Origin of the sequence: Cupriavidus sp. SK-3, from assembly GCF_000611145.1 — a bacterium.
GTDB lineage: Bacteria > Pseudomonadota > Gammaproteobacteria > Burkholderiales > Burkholderiaceae > Cupriavidus.
Map to the genome: position 1 here is coordinate 59,898 of NZ_JFJV02000031.1, position 21,549 is coordinate 81,446.

Consider the following 21,549-nt stretch of genomic DNA (forward strand, 5'->3'; position numbering starts at 1 on the left):
TCTTGCGGCGCGTAGCGACTTTGTCCCTTTCCGTTTCCCTGTCGCTGGCAACCGGACTGGCCGCGGCAACGCTGGCCGGCGCCGCGCTGGCCGCCGGCGGTGCCGAGCTGTCCACAGGCACGCCCGGCGCCGGCACTGCCGGCGATAGTGCGGGCAGCCAGTCAGAGGGCTTCGGCATCAACCAGGCGATCCGCGAGGGCGAGTCGAAGCGCGGCACGCAGCTTTCCACCGGCGCCGCGCCCAAAGCGCTGGCGCCGCGTCCCGAATACGCATCATTACCGGTCTACGTGGGCACGCTCGGCGACCAGCCGGTGCGCCTGCGGCTCGGGCCCAAGCCGGACGAGCGCGACAGCGTGCATGGCGAGTACAGCGTCGGCCGTGCCGGCGGCGTGCGCCTGCTGGCCGGCGAATATGAAAACGGCGCTTTCCTGATGGAAGAGTCCAATGACGGCGCGCACGTCACTGGCAACTGGGAAGGCACCATCGACGGCGCCGGCGTGGTCCATGGCAACTGGACCGACCCCGTCAACCCGGCCATCGTGCTGCCCTTCATGATCCGGCCTTTGGGCGTGCTGGTGATCCCGCCCTTCGACATGACCCCCAGCAGCGGCATTACCTACGCCCCGCCCGCACCGAAGTCCTCGATTTCCGGCCGGTAGCGTCAAGCCGGGGTGGAAAGGGGCCGGGCCGCCAGGTAGGCCAACGCGCACCCGAATGCTGGTAAGCTCGAACGTTCATCGAGTTATTGCCAGACAAGGAATCGCCGTGTCCGACCGCCAGCCACCCGAGCAGCCCGCTTCCCAACCCGCCTACCTGGCGACCGTGGCCGTCCAGCCAGAACTGGATATCGCGCCGGGCTTCGCCTCCTTTTCCCAAGCTACCCATCGTGGCTCCACCGTGGTGTTCCGCAACCTGGCGGAGCTGCGCGCGCATGGCGACGGTGCCACCACCTACTGGCGCTATGGCCTGCATGCCACGCCCACCAGCGAGGCGCTGTGCCAGCACCTCGCGCTGATCGAAGGCGCGCGCCATGCGCTGCTGCTGCCGTCGGGGCTGGCTGCGATCTCGCAGGTCTACTTCGCCTTGGTCAAATCGGGCGACGACGTGCTGGTCCCGGACAACGTCTACGGCCCCAACCGCGACCACGGCGAATGGCTGGCGCGGGACTTCGGCGTGTCGGTCCGCTATTACGATCCGATGATCGGTGCGGGGATTGCCGGCCTGATCCGCCCCAATACCCGTCTAATCTGGATGGAGTCACCGGGGTCGGTGACAATGGAAGTGCCCGACACCGAGGCCATCGTGGCCGCGGCGAAAGCGCGCGGGGTGCTCACCGCCATCGATAACACCTGGTCCGCCGGCGTATATTTCCGGCCGTTCGACAAGGGCATCGACATCTCGGTGCAAGCGCTTACCAAATACCAGTCGGGCGGCAGCGACGTGCTGATGGGCGCCGTGCTGACCACCGACGATAAACTCCACGAGCGCATCAGGCGCGCCCGCATGCTGATGGGCTGGGGCGTATCGGCGGACGATTGCTACCTGGTGCTGCGCTCGCTGCCGAGCATGCCGGTCAGGTTGGCGGCGCACGACCGCGCCGCGCGCGAAGTGGCCGAGTGGCTGAACCAGCGCCCGGAAGTGGTCAAGGTCTTGCACCCGGCGCTGCCGGACTGTCCCGGCCACGATTTCTGGCTGCGCGATTTCAGCGGCGCCACAGGCCTGTTCTCGATCGTGCTGCATGCGCGCTATACGCGGACCCAGGTCGATGCCTTTGTCGAGGCGCTGCGGTTGTTCGCGATCGGCTGGTCGTGGGGCGGAGCGCACAGCCTGGCGCTGCCTTATCACGTCCAGACCATGCGCCCCCAAGGCACCTGGCCGCCGGCGGGCTGGCAGAACGCTGGCGAACTGGTGCGCCTCTATATCGGGCTGGAGGATACCCGCGACCTGATCGCCGACTTGCGCGGCGCGATGGAGTCGCAACTGGTGGCATGAAATGAGACAGACCGCGCCGGACATGATCTGGCGCGGCGGAGTACTCAATGCGGCTACTAGTGCACTACTTGGTGCACTACTTAGTGCGGGTACTTAGTGCGGAAACAGCTGCAGCAAGCCGTCCAGCCCGACGTGGTTGAACGCAACGCTTGCCTGCGCGCGCACCACCGGCTTGGCCCGGAAGGCCACCGACAGGCCGGCCACGGCCATCATCTTGAGATCGTTGGAGCCATCGCCCATGACGATGGCCTGGGACGGCTCCGCGCCGATTTGCGCGCACACTTCCTGCACCGTGCGGGCCTTGACGTCGGCATTGACGATCTCGCCCACCACCTGGCCGGTGAGCTTGCCGTCAATGATCTCCAGCGTATTCGCGCGGGTGACGTCAAGTTTCAGCCGAGGCTTGAGCTTCTCGGTGAAATGCACGAAACCGCCTGAAACCAGCAGGGTGCGCATGCCCAGGGCCTGTACGGTCCGCAGCATGTCTTCCGCGCCGGGCGACAGGCGCAGGCGCTCTTCATACACGCGGTCCAGCACGCTGGCGTCCAGCCCCTTGAGCAGGGCCACACGGCGGCGCAGGCTCTCGTTGAAGTCGGTGATCTCGCCACGCATGGCGGCCTCGGTAATTGCCGAGACCTCCGCCTTGAGGCCACAGAAGTCGGCGATCTCGTCGATGCACTCGATGGTGATCAGCGTGGAGTCCATATCCATCGCCACCAGCTTGAAATCCGACAGCTTGCGGCCGGCGGGCACGATGGCCCAGTCGATGCTGCGCGGGCCGCAATAGGCGTCCAGGGCTTCGCGCAGGGCGGGTGTCAGCGCGGCGCTGGCATCGGCGGCTGCCACGGTCTCAGCGCGCAGCGCGAGCGTGGGAGCCTGGGCGATGGCGCGGATGGCGTCGATATCGTTGGCGGACAGCGGGGCGGGACTTTGCAGAATCAGGGACATGGTGCGAATGCAGGGCCGGGCCGGGCGGCCGATGGCGGTAAATGCGGGATGCGAGCCGCAGCGGCGGCGAAGACCGCTATTGTATATGCCCGCGCGCATGCGGCGCAGCCGGCGCCCGCTAGCCCAGCCGCTGCGCGGCGGCATCCGTGTGGGCGGCTGTCACGGCTAAGAGGTTGAAAGTGCCGTTCCGAGCGTGGAATCGGACATTGGCGGGCGGTGACGTCAGCTCGATACGACTCTGTTTCGACCGTCCGCCTTCGCAGCCGAGTCGCTGCCGTTGACCAAGTTGAACCCCGATGTCGCGCGGCATGGTTAGCCTCAGGCCGTGATCGTCTGGCGGGTGGATGCGCCTTGAGCCGCGTTCGACACAGGCTCCCATCGCTCCCACTCGGCCAGACGCGCGGCGTAGGCCGCACGCGCGGCGGGCATGCCCTCCGTGCCAAGGAAGAAGCGAAGCGGTGGGTGGGCCGCATCGACAACCTGCAGCACGGCCTGCGCCGTCGCCTTCGGTTCGCCGAAGTCGATGTCCGCGCTATTTGCGAACACCTGCTGCCGTAGAGCGCCGTATGCATCCAGACCCTCGGAGAGTTTCAGGGAGGTCGGGCTTGCGAAGTCGGTCGCGTAGGCGCCGGGCTCGATGAGCGTCACCTGGATTCCGAAGCGGGCGACCTCCTGGGCCAAGCTGTCGTGCAGGGCCTCCAGCGCCCACTTGGATGCGTTGTAGAAACCGACCATGGGGCCGGCGACGATGCCCGCCACGCTGGAAACGCCGAGGATGTGCCCTCGCTTCTGCTGGCGCAGGATGGGCAGTGCCGCCTGGATAACACGCAGTGCGCCAAAGAGGTTGGTGTCGAACTCCGCCTTCACGTCGTCCACCCTGGCTTCTTCGATCGCGCCGACGAGCGCAAAGCCGGCATTGTTCAGTATGACGTCCAGCCGGCCGAAATGCTGATGGGCTTGCGCGACTGCGTCCACGACCTGCTGCGCATCCGTCACGTCCAGGGGAAGGGGAAGAACCTGCTCGCCGTAGCACTCGACCAGTTTGCCCAGCATGCCCGCGTCCCGAGCGGTGGCGACGACCTTGTCGCCGCGCGCCAAGGCGGCCTCGGCCCATACGCGCCCAAATCCGCGGGCAGCACCCGTGATGAACCACACTTTTTCAGACATGGCTAATCCTCATGAAGAAGGTAATGACAAAACCGCACCATTGAGACTTGTCTCGTGCGAGCAGCGGTATTCAGGATTTGCCGGCAACCGCGTTACGTGAAATTCCGGTGGCCATGCGCATGAAACCGTCGAATACTCGGTCGGACAGCAGGCTGCGCATGAAGATCATCGGCTTGGCACCGAAGCCCACCGCATAGCGCGTCCGGGGACGACGGGCGCTGACGGCCTTGGAAATCGTGTCGGCGATCAGTTCGGGCGGCGACTGCCGCTTGCGGCTGGCTTCTCCGTCCATCGATTCGGCCATCGCATTCGCCTGTCCCGCATAAGGCCCCTTGCCAGAAACCTCGCGGAGCTTGTCGGCCGCGATGTCGGCCCATTCGGTCTTGATGCCACCCGGCTCAATCACCACGACGTCGATGTCGAAGGGCTGCACTTCCATGCGCAAGCAGTCGCTGATGGCCTCCAGCGCGAACTTTGTGCCGTGGTACCAGGCTCCCAGCGGTGTATGGATCTTGCCGCCCATCGAGGTGATGTTGACGATGGTGCCCGAGCGCTGCGCGCGCATGTGCGGCAGTGCCAACTGGGTCAGGCGCACCGCACCAAACACGTTGACGTCGAACTGCGCGCGGGCTTCGCTCAGCGGCACGTCCTCGACCGCGCCGTAAGAGCCATACCCGGCGTTGTTGACCAGCACGTCGATGCGGCCCGATTCAGCGATGATCCTGGTCATGCCCGCCTGCATCGAGGCATCGTCCGTCACGTCCATCGCCAGCACGTGGACGCCGGCATTAGCCAGGGACCGCATCCGGTCCACGCGACGCGCAGCCGCATAAACCGTGTAGCCCTGGGTTTTGAGCTTGAGCGCGGTGGCTTCACCGATACCGGAGGAAGCACCTGTCACGAGAGCAACTTTGGTCGTCATATCGAATTTCCTGGGTCCTGGGTTGAAATGCATGGCGGCTCGGGTTCGAACTCGCCTTCCTTGACCTCTACTGTATGCAGCGAGTGGCGCCACCTCTCTTGCGATCGGCGCCACGCTTCAAGCAAAAAGCGCCAGCCTTCTGCGGCAGGTTTCAGTGGGGGGCTTGCAGGTAGCTTCTCAACGCCTTGAGCGTTCCAAAGGGGGTGTCCACCACCGTCTGGTTGGCCAGCCAGTCGGGGATCGCCCCGCCGGGGGAGGCATGCATCTGGTAGGTCACGCTCACGCCCTCGGCATTGGGAACCAGCTTCCACTGACCATTCGCCTGGGGGACGCGCACCTTGCCGTCACGCGGCGGCAGGTACCGGGGCACGGCCTCCACCCGGATAGTGATTGCGCCGTCGCCGGCTCGGGAATAGGAGAAGCGGTAGACCCCGTCGCGGTTCGACACCGGCCAGGGCGCCTTGTTGTCCAGGTAATGGAACTGCTCAGTGTCGGTGGCCTTGAGCAGCTCCGAGGCGGCGACATCCGGCATCCACTTGCGAAAGGCATCAGCATCGCGCAGCACCCCGGCGACCTGCTCAGGGGTGTTGTTTAGTTGAACCTCGCCCCGGAATTCGCGCAAGGGCGAGCCCTCGACGTTGCGAAGATAGACCTTGATGCCTTCGGCGTCCTTGGCCAGCGACCAGTTGTCCTGAGCGAACGACGGTTGGGCCAGGGCCAGGCCGGCCAACAGGGCGATGGAGAATGCGAAGCGCTTGGTGCTCATGTGGAACCTCATCAGGGAGTGGGGACACCACGACCTTAGAGGCGGAACCGCATCGACTCACTTGCACCACGTGCCACCCATGCGGCAATCCGTGCCAGCCAGACTCCCTGGCGTCAAGGCTCCGTCGAAAGCGAAAGCGCGGGGGCCGCCGGTCCGGCCCGTACCGGCCCTGGGGGCCACGCCATGGTGCTGCAAAGCCGTCCACAGGGCGGGCAGAGCATCGCGCGCGGCGTCGTAACCGAGGCGCCGGGCCGTCTCCCTACCCTCGGCTTCATCCACGCCGGCAAGTGCGATCGCCGGCGCGATCAGCACGTCGGCCGACGCGGCCTCCGGGCGGGATGGCAGGCAACTCTGCACCTGGGACATCCTCAACCACATCGACACCGCGGAACTTGCCGGATGCGGTGCATCGCCCAGGTGCTGTTCACGCCGTCTCAGCGCGCATCGCCTGTCCTGGCGAGCACGTCGGACGCCAGCACGACCACGCCCTTCGCCGCTGGCACGGTCTTGACCAGCGACTGCGCGACCGCCTGCGCATGCACGGGGCGATAGGTGCCGGGCAAGAGCGGCGCGAGCAGCTTCGCGATCGGGATCGCGATCCGTTCACCGATGCGCGGCGGCTGCTGCAGGCCATCGCGGTAGTCCAGTAACAGCGAGGGCTGCGCGATCACCAGCGCCGTCAACGCCATCGCCTTGAGCGCGTCTTCCAATTCACCCTTGATGCGGTTGTAGAAGATGGAGGATTTCGCGTTCGCCGCCGCCGCGCTGACCAGCCCTACGCGCCGGGCACCCACGGCAAAAGCGGCCTGGGCCACCGCCAGATTGGCCTCCAGGTCGACGGTGCGGAACGCCGCCTGGCTGCCCGCCACCTTGATAGTGGTGCCGAGCGCCAGGTACGCCTCGTCGGCCGGCGGCAGCGCGGGCAGGCGGCTGAAATCCACGATGTGGACCTGGAGCTTGGGGTGCCGTACGTTCAATGCCCGGCGGCTCAGGGCGTGCACCTCGGAGACCGTCCGGTCCGCCAGCAGGGCCTCGAGCATCAGGCCTCCCACCAGCCCGGTGGCGCCGGCCAGCAGCACTCTTCGCTTATCGACCTGCGTGGACACGATCTGCTTCTCCTCAATTCAGGCGCATGGCATGCCGAGCACTGTCAGGCGTCTGCCCCGTCCAGTCCTGAAATGCGCGATAGAAGGAATTGGGATCTTCAAAGCCGAGGAGAAAAGCGATCTCCCCACCGGACATTTTGGTGTTCCCCAGGTAGTGGCGGGCCAAGCTCTCCCGCGTCGCATTAACCAGGGCGCGAAAGCTCTCCCCCTCGTCTTCCAGGCGACGCTGTAGCGTGCGCTTGCTCATGCCCAGGCGCTCGGCGGTCTTCTCAATGGTGGCCGCGTTGCTGGGCAGCAGTTCCAGCAGGACGGCATGCACGCGTTGTGCAGTTGTCGCTGTCGCATCGAGCTCGCTGAGTCGGCGGCGAAGGTCAGGCTCGAACACGCGCCACATACCTTCGTTGATCGTGAGAAATGGACGTAACGCGTCCACGGCTGCGAATGTGATACTTGGGCTCTCCCCGTGTTGTACGGGCGCGCCGAAGAAGTTCTCGTAACGTCGGGCGTAAGTGCTGGGAGGAAGTTGCGGAATCGTCACCCGAAGCGCTTTTACGGGCTCGCGAGTGGCAAGCCGGGCCAGTCGCAAAAAAAATGCGATTTCGGCCACTTGCAGCGAATAAGGCACATCGGTCTGCACCGATAGCCAGTGAGGCGACACGGTTAGTTCGCCCGCCTTGCCCACATCGACATCCAGGCTCATCGGCGCTACGAGCTGCTTGTACTTGGCCAGGCGCTGTACAGCCTGCATGAGATTGGCACTGCACAGGGCTGCAAACAATGGCGGGGCGAACGACTCAGCCGAAACGGTCTCGACGATGCGCAAAGGAAACATGACATCACCGGCCTCGGCTTCCAAGGCACGCCAAAAGCGGAAATACTCGTCAGTGGTCAGCCCATCCCCTCCGCGGGAAAACAGGTCTTCATGAAGTCCCGCTTTGCGCAGCACGTGACTCGGCGCAAGGCCGAAGTCCTTCAGCAAGGGTTGCCACCCGATGTCCAAGTAAAAGGCTTGATTGCGTGTCATGGGGATATTCATCAAAGGCCGAAGTTGGGGCCGCTGTCTGCGCCAGATTGGGAATCAGTGTAGAGACCGCAGGTTATTTGCGGCATGCAAACGACGCCATCTCTTCCTCAATATGCGCCACAAGGGGTCCCTCTCTTGAAATTGGCCCGCTCCATCGTCCAGTGCGGGGCAGGCTATACAAAGCGTCCTGGCTTTCCTCCTGGCTCCCACGTGGCCTCACTTTCACACACTTTGCGGCGAGTTGCTCTCCGAGTCGCTGCTCCCATCGCCGAAGGGATGCGCCGGCTGGCGTCGGAACTGGCAACCGAATGGCTGGGGCAGCGTACCGAGTTGGAGGGGGAACTCGGGAGTCCATGCGTGTCCTTGGACTGGAACACGCGAGGCTCCTTGCAACGGATTCCTTTGGAATCCAACTGAGCAAGACTTAAGGAAAGGTCATGGGGTTCGAGTGCGAAGTCATGCACAAGTGGGAACGGGCAATCTGTTGGCAAATCCGAGTTGCTGGCAGCCGCCCAGATTTCGAGGTTCGTATTTCCGACGCCAATCCAACCGACGGTCGCAAAGGAAGCGTGCTCGAGAGGCCATGTCACCGGGAGGCCAAGCGGCCCGCTTAACAACGCATACAAACTCTCTGCATCCGAGAGGCGAAGTACAACGTGATCAATGCCTTGGTAGGGTTTGTTCGTCATTGGATGGCTTTAGCGCTTCGGAGGATTGCAAGCAGCCGCATCGGACTGGCAGCAGGAAGTCTAGCCGGGTTGCTATTCCCCGTAGGTCATCAACAGGCGATTGACCACCTCGGGTGGGGTCGTCATCAGCTCTTCACAACCCTTCTCAGCCATCCGAGGCCCGCGATGATCTGGCCGCATCTTGACATACAACGGCCATAGGAGACTGGCCGACGATGCTCGTTAAAGACAGACGCATCAGAATGCGTCGCACATCTTGATCTAGCCGTCCATGCAAGCTTCGCCCCCACATCTACAAGTGTCACCCGCCAAGGAGGGAATATCCGTGGGGGGGCTCGGATGACAAGGATAAAAGGCGGTGGCCCCCAAGACATGCCTGCGGGGCTACCGGCGTCGACTCGACGGCAAGAAAGGATCACAGCGGCTTGGGGGAGTACAGCGCGCCTTGGAATTCGGGCACGTACTCGTACTTGAGCATCTTGCCTAGCTTCAGGGACTTAATGAACGTCGATAAACTTCCTTCGGTCAGACTGAGGCTCACCGCCTCTGCACTTGTGCTGGAGGCATGACTGAGCTGACGGGAAGTTGCATAGCCAGTGGTCAATCGCCCTTGCTGATCGACGTTTGTAAAGCGATTGGTCACCATGGAGATCTTTTTTGAAAGGTCGTCCAGCTTCCTGGCTTCGATGGTGACGTCGACCTTGCCCGTCTCGCTGTCAAAAATCTCGACGACAACCGACTTGTCGGTTTCGCGGTAGTCAATGCCCGTCAGCCACTTGGGTAGATTGTAGCCAACAACCCCCCGTACCCTGGCGAGCTCGGTATTTACCGGAAGCTTCAGTACGTAGCCCCAGAAGTCGTTCGACATCGCCTGGCTCATCAAGGTCAGCGGCCCAAGACTAGAGCTACCCGGCCGATTCGTGATGACGGAGAGACCAATCTCGTTGTAGCTGTCGTTGTCGCAATAGTGATATGCGTAGGCGGTGAGTGCGACAAGGCCTCTGCCCGGCCATACCTGAAGTGGTTGAACCTTCTCTAGCACTCGCGCAGGTATCAATTCCCGCAGCTTGTCCAAGTCCGCGGTAAAGATGGCCGTCACCCTGCTGTTCTTGTAGTAGAAATTTGGCGAATAGGATTCAAAGCCAATATTTACTTTCTCCTTCTTGAGTTCCTTGAACCAGCTCAAGTCAACGTCTGGCGCTTCGGATTCAATGACGGAAAGCGGAGGATTGGAGCGATAGCGGTCATACAGCCCGCCTTTGACCACAGGGACCTCATGGTCGGCGATGCTGATGGTTGTGCTTTCGGTCTGCTTGGTGTCCGACGTGCCATCGGCCCATGCAGGATTCAAGAGGGCGCTTAGGAGTACACCTGTTGCAGCCGCAAGATTGCTGGTTTTCATCTTGACGATACTTTGTGTGCTTAAGTTGAAAAATGTCTAGTTCGGGAGTGATTGAAGCCGTGAAGCTATTGCCCCCCTCGGGGCTGGCGATGTCGGCCTGTCAGGCATGGACTCGCTGAGCCATCCAGCGCCGGTATTGGCGGACGCCGCATGCGTTGGACAACTGCTGCAGGATCAGCGCGCGCAGCGGTGACACCTTGGGGTCGGTGGCCTTGCCTCGGCTGAGCTTGCGCAGTTGAAACTTGACTGCCGCCATGTTGGCCAACGAGGCCAGCGGCTTGTTCTTCCAACTGATCGGCAGCAAAGCAGGCGCACTGTCTTTGCCGGCACGCCAGTCGCGCGGCAGATTGGGGTCGATGGCCAGGGCGGTACCGATGCCGACCATGTCCACGCCGCTCTTGATCACTTGTTCGGCCACCGGCCGACGGCGGATGCCGCCTGTGACCATCACTGGCATCTTCGCCACCGCGCGGATGTCGCGGGCGAACTCGACAAAGTAGGCCTCGCGGGCGAGCGTGCTGCCGTCGCGGGCGTCGCCCTGCATGGCCGGGGCCTCGTAGCTCCCTCCCGACAACTCGACCAGGTCAACGGCCAGTTCGTTGAGCAGCTTCACAACCTGGCGGGCGTCGTCCGCGCTGAAGCCGCCACGCTGAAAGTCGGCGGAGTTCAGCTTGACGGCAACTGCGAATCCGGGCGAAACCACGGCGCGTACGGCCTTGACGATCTCAAAGAGCAGGCGAGCGCGGTTCTCCAGCGGGCCACCCCATGCATCTGTTCTTTGGTTGCTCAACGGCGAGAGGAATTGGCTCAGCAGGTAACCGTGCGCCGCGTGAATTTCAACGCCCGTGAAACCTGCCTGTTCTCCCAGTTGCGCCGTACGGGCAAAGCGCTGGATCACGTCCTCGATGACCTCCTGCGTCATCGCCTGCGGCGTGTTGAAGTGCCTGGACATATTGCCCAGGTTCATTGACACAGCGGAGGGAGCCCAAGTGGGCTGCCCCAGATTGGCAGGCATCTGGCGGCCGGGATGGTTGATCTGCAGCCAGAACTGCGCTCCTTTGGATCGACCGACCCGTGCCCAGCGCTTGAACCGGTCCAGGTGCCTGGCGTCCTCCAGCACGACGCCGCCGGGCCCTGTCATGGCACGGCTGTCCACCATCACATTGCCGGTCATCAGCAGGCCGGCCCCCCCTTCTGCCCAGGCCATGTACAGGCGCATCAGCGCCTCGGAGGGGGCGTGGTCAGCGTCCGCCATGTTCTCTTCCATGGCGGCTTTGGCGATGCGATTCGGAACGGTTGAACCGTTACGAAGGATCAACTTGTCGAACACGTTCATGGAGTCACCTCGTTTTGATCGTGATTCGACTGTAAGGTTGAAGTCAACTTTAATGTCAATACCTTTTGTGAGGTGATGTATGCGCATCGCCCAGGATGGCTGCGAAAACAGGAAGGCGAACGGCGACCGGACCGAGCTTGGCGCGAGGATGGGACCCACAAGGTGACCGGAATGAGACCAACGCGAACTATCCGCATCCGGATACTTGACCTTAAAGTTGCGTTTAACCTTAAAGTGCTGGCTGCTAATTGGCTTGCCTCGGGCACTGTCTCAGGCACTGCGTACCGGGTCAATCATCGAGAAAGCGCAATGAATGGGGATAGGCAGGTCACACAGATCGAATTCGAACCGCAGGAAGGTGAGCCAGAAGGCTTGAATTCCAGCCCCTCGGCAATCAGCGCCGCAAGGAAACGCCCATGACCGCCCCAGACTATGACGTCGTCGTGTTTGGCGCCACCAGCTTTGTTGGTCAGATCCTGACGCGGTACCTGGCCGAATACCTCTCCGGTCAGGCTGAAACCTTGCGCTGGGCCATTGCGGGCCGATCCGAAGCGAAGCTCGAGGACGTCAGGCGCTCGCTGGGCGCGGCGGGGCAATCCCTGCCCATCATCGTGGCGGACGCGGCTAGCGAAGCCCAGTTGCGAGTCCTGTGCGCGCAGACCCGGGTGGTGGTGTCCACCGTCGGCCCCTACGCGCTGTATGGCGAACCGCTGATCAAGGTGTGTGCGGAAAGTGGCACGGACTACTGCGACCTCACCGGCGAGACCCAGTGGATCAAGCGGATGATCGAGAAGTATGAGGCCACGGCCCGTCAGTCGGGGGCGCGCATTGTGCATTGCTGCGGCTTCGATTCGGTGCCCTCCGACATGGGCGTCTATTTCCTGCAGCGACAGGCGATGCAGCATTTTGGTGCCCCGGCCGCCCATGTCAAGATGCGCGTCAAGACACTCAAGGGTGGCGCTTCAGGCGGCACGGTGGCCAGCATGATCAACGTGGTCAAGGAGGCCGCTGCCGATCCTTCCTTGCGCAAGGAGTTGGTCAACCCCTATGCACTTTGCCCCGGAGGCCACGGTTTCACGGCGCGCCAGCACTACGTTAGCGCCGCCGAATTCGATACTGACTTCGATGCCTGGATAGCCCCCTTCGTCATGGCGGCGATCAATGAGCGCGTGGTTCACCGCTCCAACGCCTTGTCAGGCAAGGCCTATGGCAACCCGTTCACGTATGACGAAGCGATGCTGACGGGGGTGGGTTTCAAAGGCCGCTTGACTGCACTGACGATCGTGGCGGGTCTCGGTGCGTTCATGGTGGGAGCCGTCATCAGCCCCATACGCGGCGTGATGGAGCGCTTCTTGTTGCCCAAGCCCGGTGAAGGGCCCAGCCCTGCGGCACAGTTGGCCGGTCGCTACGATCTGCGTCTCCTGGGTCGAACCGAAGGGGGGCAGACCTTACGTGTGAAAGTCACCGGTGATCGCGATCCGGGTTATGGCTCCACCAGCAAGATACTTGGCCAGGCGGCGGCCAGTCTGGCACTGGACCACGTCAAGAATGGTATCAAGAGCGGGCGCGGTGGAGGCTTCTGGACACCGGCGACGATATTCGACGAGCGCTTTATCGACCGCCTGACGCGCCATGCTGGTTTGCGTTTCGAGCTGATATGACGAGGTACCTGGAAGATTCATTCAGCCTGCAAGCCAAGATGGCGTTGGCCAAACGCTGAGCCCTGCCGCCAGGCTGGCTAGCGCGTGTTAACTGACGTATAAAGCCCGAGATTCTTGAGGGCGACTTCAAACTGTTTGAGGGGAGAGACGAGCATGAAGATCGGGGAACTGGCGGAGCGCACTGGCCTTGCCCCGTCGCGCATCCGCTTTTACGAAGGCATCGGCCTGTTGAAGGTCGAGCGTCAGCCGAACGGCTACCGGACCTATCCGCCTCAAACGGTGCTGGTGCTCGACCTGATCGCGACTGCGCAGCAGGCCGGTTTTAGTCTCGACGAGATTCGTACGCTGTTACCGCCCGACCTGGCGCACTGGAAGCATGGCTCGTTGATTGAAACGCTCCGCAGCAAGGTGCAGGACATCGAGGCGCTGGAGGTGCGGCTTGCGCAGAGCAAGGCGCACCTCGTCGCACTCTTGGCGGAGATCGAGGCGAAACCTGAGGAAATTGACTGCGCTGCCAATGCGAGGAGAGTGCTGTCGCGGATGCGGTCAGGGGAAATGGAAAGCCCGATCCTGGGGGCGAGCGATGTCACGACACTTCGCAAGGCAAGCCGGCGCCGGTCAGGCAGGTCTGGCTGATGGACCGTCGATGGTCTGCGCAACTGCACGGCCAAAGCGCTCGGCATGCGCGACAAGCCAGCGTGAATTTCGGTAAGGGCAAAGAGATAACACATGAATCTGGACGTCAACCACCAGCCGGTCAACGTTGAATGCGACCCGGCCACCCCCTTGCTGTGGGTGCTGCGGGACCACCTGAACCTGACAGGCACGAAGTTCGGCTGCGGCGTTGCGGCTTGCGGCGCGTGTACCGTGCATCTGGATGGCGCGGCGGTGCGGTCCTGCGTCCTGCCTGTGGCGGCGGTGGCTGGAAAGCGCATCACCACGATCGAAGGGCTGGCCAGCGCACCGGGCAAGCGCCACGCGCTGCAGCAGGCCTGGATTGACGAACAGGTGCCGCAATGCGGCTACTGCCAGTCGGGCATGCTGATGGCGGCGGCGGACCTGCTGGCCCGGCAGCCAGATCCCAGCGATGCCGACATCGACGTGGCCATCACCAACCTGTGCCGCTGCGGCACATATCCGCGCGTGCGCACCGCCATCAAGCGTGCCGCAAAGGCGCTGCGGGAGGGCCGCGCATGAAGGCCAACGCAACGACCCCGCGCCGCGGACGGCGCCGGTTCCTGCTGGGGGCGCTCGGCCTTGGCGGCGCGCTGGTGGTGGGCTGGGGCATCATGCCCCCGCGCAGCCGGCTGGGCGATCCCGCAGTGTTTCCTGAGACGTCCGGCCAGATTGCCCTGAACGGCTGGATCAAGATCACGCCGGAAGGCAACGTCATCCTCGCCATGCCGCGGGTAGAGATGGGCCAGGGCATCCACACCGCGCTGTCGATGCTGGCTGCCGAGGAACTCGATATTCAGCTGGCGCGGGTGAGCATCGAGTCGTCCCCCATCGAGCGCATCTACGGCAATGTCGTCGCCATGGGCGACAGCTCGCTGCCGCTGCATCCGGACGACGCTGACAAGACTTGGGCGCGCGCGCTGCACTGGATCATGGCAAAGAGCGCCCGCGAGATCGGCCTCATCATCACCGGCGGCAGCAGCAGCGTGGCCGACGGCTGGCAGCCCGTGCGCGAGGCCGCCGCAACTGCACGCGCCACGCTGGTGGAAGCGGCTGCGCGCGAATGGGGCGTGCCGGCGGCACAGGTGACGGTGCGGGAAGGCCAGCTTATTGGCCCGGGCGGCAAGCAGATGCCTTTCTCCGCGGTCGCGCAGAAGGCGCGCGACATTGCCCCGCCGTCGAATGTCAGGCTCAAGCCGGCTGCGCGATATCAACTGATTGGCAAGCCTGCACCGCGCAATGACATCGCCGCCAAGACGGATGGCAGCGCACGCTTTGCCATCGATGCGCGGCCGCCCGGCATGTTGTATGCGGCGGTCGTCATGTGTCCGGTGTTTGGCGGCAAGCTCAAGGCCTTCCAGTCGAAGGCGGCGCTTGCCATGCCCGGCGTGCGGCATGTCGTGCCGTTCGAGGGATCGGCGGGCGGCGCGCCGGGCGTGGCCGTGGTGGCCGACCACTACTGGCAGGCACGCCAGGCCCTGGAAAAGCTCGAACCGGCCTGGGACAACGGGCCGCACGCCTCGCTCGATTCCGCGGGCATCCGGCGCCAGCTCGTCGGCGCGCTCGACAGCGACAAGGACGGCTTCACGTACCGTTCGATGGGCGATGGCCTGAAGGCCTTTGACAAGACGGGTGGCGCAACCATCGTCGAGGCCGAATACAGTGTGCCGTACCTGGCGCATGCCGCCATGGAGCCGATCAACTGCACGGCGCAGGTGACCAGGGATGGCGTGCAGCTCTGGGCGCCCACCCAGGTGGCCACGCTGGCGCAACTGGTCGCCGCGCGCGCCGCAGGTGTGGGCCGGGACCAGGTGCGGATCGACATCCCGCTCATTGGCGGCGGATTCGGACGGCGGCTGGAGTCGGATTTCATCGGCCAGGCCGTGTCGATCGCCACCAGGACCGAGGGCCGCCCGGTACAGGTGATCTGGGCGCGCGAAGACGACATCCGCCACGACTTCTATCGCCCGCAGGCCATCGCGAGGCTGAAGGCACGCGTCGAGAGCGGCAAGGTGACGGCCATCGCCTCGCGCAGTGCAGGGCAGTCGATCCTGGCCGGCGAGCTGGAGCGCCTGTTCGGCGCGCGGTCGCTCGGTATCGACCGCTATGCAGCCGAGGGTCTGTTTGACTTGCCATACGAGATCGAGCACGAACACATTGCGCATCTGGTGGTCGATTTGCCGGTACCGATCGGATTCTGGCGCAGCGTCGGCCACTCCTACACCGGCTTCTTCCTGGAAGGTTTCCTGAACGACGTGGCGGCCACCGCCGGCCTCGATCCGCTGGCGATGCGGCGCGACTTGCTCAGGGCACACGCGCGTGAGTTGAAGGTGCTCGACACCGTAGCGCAGGCAGCTGGTTGGGGCCGCCCACTGGCACCGGCTGCAGACGGTGCACCGCGTGCGCGCGGGCTCGCGCTGCACAATGCGTTTGGCTCGGTGGTGGCGCAGGTGGCGGAAGTGTCGCTCAAGGACGGCAAGCCGCGTGTACATCGCGTTGTCTGCGCAGTGGACTGTGGCACGGTAGTCAACCCGGGCATCGTTGCGCAGCAGATGGAAAGCGGGATCATTTTCGGGCTGACCGCGGCGCTGTACGGCCAGGTCCAGATCAAGGACGGACAGGTCGTGCAGAGCAACTTCCCCGACTATCCGGTATTGAAGATGGCGGAATCGCCGGTGATCGAGACCCACCTCGTGCCCAGCACGGCCGAGCCCAGTGGCGTTGGTGAAATTGCAGTGCCCCCGGTCGCACCGGCCGTGGCACATGCCGTCGCCCAGCTCACCGGCAAACCGGTGCGGCAACTGCCGATTGTGTAAGGCAAAAGCAATGTGGATATTTCGCGGCGTCGGCAACGGATAGCGCCCGGCGCACCACTATCGGCGGTAGGTGATGACGATTTGGGCAATGGCGAACGAGTCCGCTATCCGCGAAAAGGCTGCTCCTGCCATAGTTCGCATGACGTCCCACTCCGGCCGTCCGGCGACGCAAGGGGGATGGCCGAGAATGGCCGATGGACTAAACCGCTCGCGCGGTAACCCTCCGGCCAAGTGCAAAGTGACTCGACCGTCAGCTCTGTTTCCTATGTCGAGGCTAGAGGCAATTCGCCTCGAGCCTCAACAGGAGCACAGCCATGTCAGTCGTCACGCCTACCATCAGCCCGCTACGCCAGCGCATGATCGAAGACATGCGGATGCGCAAGCTCTCGGACAATACCCAGACCCACTACATCCGCGCGTCCGTCGTGGTGACCGGCAGCGACCGCGCGCCGGCACAGCTTGCCGACCACGTTGTGCGCAAAGGGGCGGCCAACGCATCGCCAGCGCCATCGGCGAAGTGATTCAGGTGGAGGCACTCGGCCTCTGCGAGCCCGGCGAGGGTGGTCTGGCCGCGGAGCAGGGCGATACGAGTATCGGCGGGCGCATCCCCGTCAACACCTCCGGCAGCCTGGAGTCCAAGGGGCATCCGATCGGCGCCACCGGCCTTGGGCAGGTCCATGAGCTGGTATCGCAGTTGCGAGCAGAGGCAGGCGCGCGCCAGGTGGACGGTGCACGAATCGCTATCGCCGAGAACGGCGGCGGCCTGCACGGCGTGGAAGAGGCAGTGGCCTGCCTGACCATTCTGGGCAGGTAATCGGGCACTCGGCGAGGAGGAGGTGGCTCGCACGCCTTGCGCGGACTGCCGGCCCCCCCTTATCGCTGCGCCATCGTCATATAGTCGACCGTCAGGCCAGCTAGCGCCCTGACCCCATTCACCAACGCGGCCTCATCCACATAGAACTCCGGCGAATGATTGGAGGGCGCCTTGTTCACATCCGTCCCCTTGGGCGTCACCCCCAGGTTAAAGAACAACCCGGGCACCTTCTCCTGATAGAACGAGAAATCCTCGGAAGCCGTAGCCTTCGGCGTAATCATCCAATTCCCATCCCCCGCCACACGCTTGAGCGTGGGCGCCATCTTGTCGGTCAGCGCCGGCTGGTTGACGGTGGCGTTGTAAAGCTCCACGACCTTGAAGGTGGCCTCGGCGCCGGCGCTGCTGGCGATGGCTTCGGTGGTGCGCTTCATGCGGGCATGGATGTCCTTTTTCATGCCTTCGTCGTAGGTGCGCACCGTGCCCATCATTTCGACTTTCTCCGGCACGATGTTCATGCGGTTGCCGCCGTGGATGGTGCCGACGGTGATCACCGAAGGCTCCAGCATGGCGTTGACCTGGCGGCTCTGGATAGTCTGTAGGCCCATGACGATCTGCGAGGCCACCACGATGGGGTCGATGCCGCCCCAGGGACGGGCACCATGGGTCTGGCGCCCTTTGACGTCGATCCAGAACTGGTCGGCGGCGGCCATGGAGGGGCCGCTGCGCCAGCCGAGCTTGCCGGATTCGATGCCGCTGGTGACGTGCAGGCCGAAGATGGCGTCCACCTTGGGATTGTCCAGCACGCCCTCAGCCACCATCTGCTTGGCGCCCCACATATTGCTGCCGTTGGGCTCGAAATCCGCGGGGCTTTCCTCGGCCGGCTGGAAGATGAACTTGACCGTGCCGGGCAACTGGTCCTTCATGCCGGCCAGCACCTCGGCCGTGGCCATCAGGATCGCGACGTGGGTGTCGTGCCCGCAGGCGTGCATCACGTCCACTTCCTTGCCGAGGTACTGCCCCTTGGCCTTGGAGGCGAAGGGCACGTCCACGCGCTCCTTGACCGGCAGCGCATCCATGTCCGCGCGCAGCGCCACCACGGGGCCCGGCTTGCCGCCCTTGAGCACGCCCACCACGCCGGTCTTGGCGACCCCCGTCGTGACTTCCATGCCGAGCTTGCGCAGGTGGTCCGCCACCAGCTTGGAGGTACGGACTTCATAGTTGCCAAGTTCGGGATGCTGGTGGATATCGCGGCGCCAGGCAATCAGCTGGGCCTCGACGGCCTTGGCGCGGGTCTCGATCTGCGCCTGCAGGCTCTCGCTGCCGGTGGCTTGCGCTTGCGCGGCGGCGGGTGCCAGGCACAGCAGGCCGGCGGCCAGCGCGAGGGCGGAAACGCCGGCGCGCAGCGCGGCGGGGGAATGGGCTTGGCGTGCTGCCATGAAGACTCCTTTTCTATTTTTTTCGTGATGGAACAGGATGAACAAACCAACGCATGCGCGGCTAGCGGATGCCCAGGCGTGCACGCGTCTGGCCTAGCGCCACCAGGCTCACCACGGCGCAGGCCATCAGGTAGAAGCTCGGCGCCAGCTTGCTGCCGGTGGCACCGATCAGCCAGGTCAGGATGAAGGGCGCGAACCCGCCGAACAGCGTCACCGCGATGTTGTACGAGAGCGAGAGGCCCGTGGTGCGCGTCTTGACCGGGAAGATCTCCGACGCCAGCGCGGGCAGCGCGCCGAAGTACAGCGTCATCATCAGTCCCAGCACTACCTGCACCGCCAGCATCACGCCGAAGCCGGGATAGTGGCTGAGCAGCCAGAACAGCGGCCAGATCGACACCAGCAACAGCAGCGCGGCGAGGCGCATGGGCGGGATGCGGCCATAGCGATCCGACCAGTGGCCGACCAGCGGGGCGAACACCATCTGCACCACGCCTGTGGCCAGCGTGGCGGCAAACGCCGCCGAGGGCGGCAGGCCGAGCTGCTTGACCGCGTAGGTGGGCATGTACAGCACCAGGTAGGTCGACACTGTTGCGACGATGACCACGCCCATGGCCAGCAGCAGGCGTTCCTTCTGGTGGCTGAGCGTGTCGCGCAGCGGCGTCTCGGTGGTCTCGGCCTGGAGGAATTCAGGGGTTTCGTCGACGTGGCGGCGGATGTAGTACGCCACCGGGCCGATCAGCAGGCCAAAGAGGAAGGGCACGCGCCAGCCCCAGGATTGCATCTGGTCGGGCGTGAGCGTGGTGGTGAGCACCGCGCCAAAGCCCGCGGCAAGCAGGGTGGTGAGGCCCTGGCTGGCAACCTGGAAGCTGGAGTAGAAACCGCGCCGGTTGGGCGCGTGCTCGGCCAGGAAGGCGGTGGCGCTGCCGAATTCGCCGCCAGCCGAGAAGCCCTGGATCATGCGCGCCAGCACGATGCCGATGGGCGCCATGACGCCGATCGCGGCATAGGTGGGGAGTAGCGCGATGATCAGCGTGCCCACCATCATCAGCAGGATGGAGAGCGTCAGCGCGGCGCGCCGGCCTTTGCGGTCGGCATAGACGCCGATTACCACCGCGCCCAGCGGCCGCATGAAGAACGACACGCCGAAGGTGCCGAGCGTCAGCAGCAGCGAGGTGTTTTCATCGTGGTTGGGAAAGAACAGCGCGGAGATGGTGACGGCAAAAAAGCCGTAGACGACCAGGTCGAACCACTCCAGCGCATTGCCGATCGAGGCTGAGATCACCGCGCGCCAGGGATGGCGCGAGGCGGGCGCTGCCGATGCTGCTGCGCTGCCATTTCTGCTACCGCTTGCCGATACTGCTGTCATGGTGTCTCCGGGTTATTTTTGGACATGACGCAACCACCGGCCCGCAGGTTTAGCGGGCCGGCTACAACGGAAAACGAGAAAAACGGCTTAGTTCACCCGCAGGCTGTCGACCACCTTGTGCAGGAAGGATTCGCAGGCGGCGAGTTGTTCCAGTTCGACGAACTCGTCGGGCTTGTGCGCCTGCTGGATATCGCCGGGGCCGCATACCACGGCCGGGATGCCGGCGCGCTGGAACAGGCCGGCCTCGGTGCCATAGGCGACCTTGTTGACGTCGCGGTCGGCGGTCAGCGCGCGCACCAGTTGCGTGATGGCTTCCTGCTCGGCCACGTCGAGCGAGGGCGCGGCGGCGATCTTGCTGATGGTGAGCCCGGCGTCGCCGTGCTCGGCGCGCATCCTGGGCAGCAGCACCTCGTTGGCGTAGCCCTGGATGCGGGCGAAGATGGCTTCGGGATCGACCCCCGGCAGGTTGCGGAACTCGAACACGAACTCGCACAGCGCCGGGATGGTGTTGAGCGCGATGCCGCCCTGGATGGTGCCGGTCTGGGCCGTGGTGAATGGCACATCGAAGTCGCGGTCGTAGGGGCCGTTGGCCTTGAACTCGTCGGCGATGTCGCGGATGAAGCAGATCAGGCGCGCGGCGTACTCGATGGCATTGACGCCCTTGGGCGTGAGCGACGAATGCGCGGCCTGGCCCTTGACGCAGCAGCGGTAGGCATTGATGCCCTTGTGCGCCACGATCACGCGCATGCTGGTTGGCTCGCCCACGATGCAGCCGGCCGGGCGCACGCCGCGATCGCGCAGTTCGGCCAGCAGGTAGGGTGCGCCCATGCAGCCGATCTCTTCGTCGAAGGACAGCGCATAGTGCACCGGCTCGCGCAGCCTGGCCTGCAGGATGGTGGGCAGCAGCGCCAGGCTGGTGCCGATAAAGCCTTTCATGTCGCAGGTGCCGCGGCCGTACAGGCGGCCGTCGCGGATCACCGGCTTGAACGGATCGGTGGTCCAGTTTTGCCCGTCCACCGGTACCACGTCGGTGTGGCCCGACAGCACGATGCCGCCATCGGTGCTGCCGTTGGCGGCGGGCACGGTGACGAACAGGTTGGCCTTGTCGCCCTGCGGGTTGTAGCTCAGGTGGGGGCGCAGGCCCTTGGCCAGGAAATGATCGCGTACCGCTTCGATCAGGCCAAGGTTGGAATGGCGGCTGGTGGTGTCGTAGCTGACCAGGCGCTGGGTCCAGTCGAGCGCGCTGCCACGGTTGGCGGCATCGGCAGGCTTGCTGAGGGTATCGGCTTGCATGGCTTGGGGCCTTTGGTTTTGGGTAACGTGTTAACGTGTTAGTGAACGATGCTACACCGCGACGGGCCGAAGGTCCATGCACGGTGCACCATCGCCGCCCGCTCCCGCGGCAATGCGCTGGAAGAGGGTAGCGGGG

At 64.2% G+C, this 21,549-nt stretch carries 18 protein-coding genes and 1 pseudogene; 8 read left to right on the forward strand and 11 right to left on the reverse strand.

Going from position 1 to position 21,549, the window contains the following annotated elements:
- Window positions 1-20 precede the first annotated feature (20 nt).
- Together CF70_RS03025 and CF70_RS03030 are read left to right on the forward strand one after the other, a co-directional pair.
- Window positions 21-659, forward strand: a complete 639-nt coding sequence (locus tag CF70_RS03025; RefSeq protein ID WP_035860151.1) for a hypothetical protein — start codon at window positions 21-23, stop codon at window positions 657-659.
- Between the two features lie 106 nt (window positions 660-765).
- Window positions 766-1,992 carry a cystathionine beta-lyase gene (locus CF70_RS03030; protein WP_051648003.1) on the forward strand — a complete coding sequence of 409 codons (1,227 nt, stop codon included), beginning with the start codon at window positions 766-768 and terminating at the stop codon, window positions 1,990-1,992.
- Between the two features lie 93 nt (window positions 1,993-2,085).
- Here CF70_RS03030 and serB read toward each other — a convergent pair whose 3' ends face one another.
- The 8 genes from serB to CF70_RS03075 all read right to left on the reverse strand — a co-directional run bounded on the left by serB (window position 2,086) and on the right by CF70_RS03075 (window position 11,352).
- Entirely contained in the window at window positions 2,086-2,940 is an 855-nt protein-coding gene (serB, locus tag CF70_RS03035) for a phosphoserine phosphatase SerB (protein WP_035860231.1), read from the reverse strand.
- Window positions 2,941-3,258: 318 nt separating this feature from the next.
- On the reverse strand, window positions 3,259-4,107 hold the full coding sequence (locus CF70_RS03040) for an SDR family NAD(P)-dependent oxidoreductase (RefSeq protein WP_035860153.1): 849 nt from the start codon (window positions 4,105-4,107) through the stop codon (window positions 3,259-3,261).
- A gap of 70 nt (window positions 4,108-4,177) precedes the next feature.
- Window positions 4,178-5,029: an oxidoreductase gene (locus tag CF70_RS03045; protein WP_035860155.1), complete on the reverse strand. Its 852-nt coding sequence runs from the start codon at window positions 5,027-5,029 to the stop codon at window positions 4,178-4,180.
- A gap of 151 nt (window positions 5,030-5,180) precedes the next feature.
- Window positions 5,181-5,795, reverse strand: coding sequence for an START domain-containing protein (locus CF70_RS03050; protein WP_035860158.1), 615 nt, complete (start codon window positions 5,793-5,795; stop codon window positions 5,181-5,183).
- 434 nt (window positions 5,796-6,229) lie between these two features.
- Entirely contained in the window at window positions 6,230-6,901 is a 672-nt protein-coding gene (locus CF70_RS03060) for a nucleoside-diphosphate sugar epimerase (RefSeq protein WP_035860163.1), read from the reverse strand.
- Window positions 6,902-6,914: 13 nt separating this feature from the next.
- Window positions 6,915-7,925, reverse strand: coding sequence for an AraC family transcriptional regulator (locus tag CF70_RS03065; protein WP_035860166.1), 1,011 nt, complete (start codon window positions 7,923-7,925; stop codon window positions 6,915-6,917).
- Between the two features lie 1,104 nt (window positions 7,926-9,029).
- Entirely contained in the window at window positions 9,030-10,016 is a 987-nt protein-coding gene (locus CF70_RS03070) for a hypothetical protein (protein WP_035860168.1), read from the reverse strand.
- 100 nt (window positions 10,017-10,116) lie between these two features.
- Window positions 10,117-11,352 carry an NADH:flavin oxidoreductase/NADH oxidase family protein gene (locus tag CF70_RS03075; RefSeq protein ID WP_035860172.1) on the reverse strand — a complete coding sequence of 412 codons (1,236 nt, stop codon included), beginning with the start codon at window positions 11,350-11,352 and terminating at the stop codon, window positions 10,117-10,119.
- Between the two features lie 416 nt (window positions 11,353-11,768).
- Between CF70_RS03075 and CF70_RS03080 the strand changes: the two genes are divergently transcribed.
- The 6 genes and pseudogenes from CF70_RS03080 to CF70_RS03105 form a co-directional block, all read left to right on the forward strand.
- Complete coding sequence (locus tag CF70_RS03080; protein ID WP_035860174.1) at window positions 11,769-13,013, forward strand: saccharopine dehydrogenase family protein; 1,245 nt, start codon at window positions 11,769-11,771, stop codon at window positions 13,011-13,013.
- Window positions 13,014-13,166: 153 nt separating this feature from the next.
- Entirely contained in the window at window positions 13,167-13,649 is a 483-nt protein-coding gene (locus CF70_RS03085; protein WP_035860176.1) for a MerR family transcriptional regulator, read from the forward strand.
- A 93-nt stretch (window positions 13,650-13,742) separates the two neighbouring features.
- Window positions 13,743-14,210: a (2Fe-2S)-binding protein gene (locus tag CF70_RS03090; RefSeq protein WP_035860178.1), complete on the forward strand. Its 468-nt coding sequence runs from the start codon at window positions 13,743-13,745 to the stop codon at window positions 14,208-14,210.
- A complete protein-coding gene (locus tag CF70_RS03095; protein ID WP_035860180.1) occupies window positions 14,207-16,504 on the forward strand; it encodes a xanthine dehydrogenase family protein molybdopterin-binding subunit in 2,298 nt (765 codons plus the stop codon). The genes CF70_RS03090 and CF70_RS03095 overlap by 4 nt, the downstream gene beginning before the upstream one ends.
- Before the next feature lie 314 nt (window positions 16,505-16,818).
- On the forward strand, window positions 16,819-17,025 hold the full coding sequence (locus CF70_RS38725) for a hypothetical protein (RefSeq protein ID WP_035860183.1): 207 nt from the start codon (window positions 16,819-16,821) through the stop codon (window positions 17,023-17,025).
- A pseudogene (locus tag CF70_RS03105) lies at window positions 17,004-17,318 on the forward strand (thiolase C-terminal domain-containing protein); the annotation flags it as partial. The gene CF70_RS38725 and the pseudogene CF70_RS03105, both read left to right, overlap by 22 nt.
- Window positions 17,319-17,377: 59 nt before the next feature.
- Here the strand turns inward: CF70_RS03105 and CF70_RS03110 are convergent.
- From CF70_RS03110 to argE, 3 genes are all read right to left on the reverse strand, one after another.
- On the reverse strand, window positions 17,378-18,754 hold the full coding sequence (locus CF70_RS03110; RefSeq protein WP_035860187.1) for an amidohydrolase: 1,377 nt from the start codon (window positions 18,752-18,754) through the stop codon (window positions 17,378-17,380).
- Window positions 18,755-18,815: 61 nt separating this feature from the next.
- Complete coding sequence (locus tag CF70_RS03115) at window positions 18,816-20,120, reverse strand: MFS transporter (protein WP_035860189.1); 1,305 nt, start codon at window positions 20,118-20,120, stop codon at window positions 18,816-18,818.
- Between the two features lie 87 nt (window positions 20,121-20,207).
- A complete protein-coding gene (gene argE, locus CF70_RS03120; protein ID WP_035860191.1) occupies window positions 20,208-21,413 on the reverse strand; it encodes an acetylornithine deacetylase in 1,206 nt (401 codons plus the stop codon).
- Window positions 21,414-21,549 lie beyond the last annotated feature (136 nt).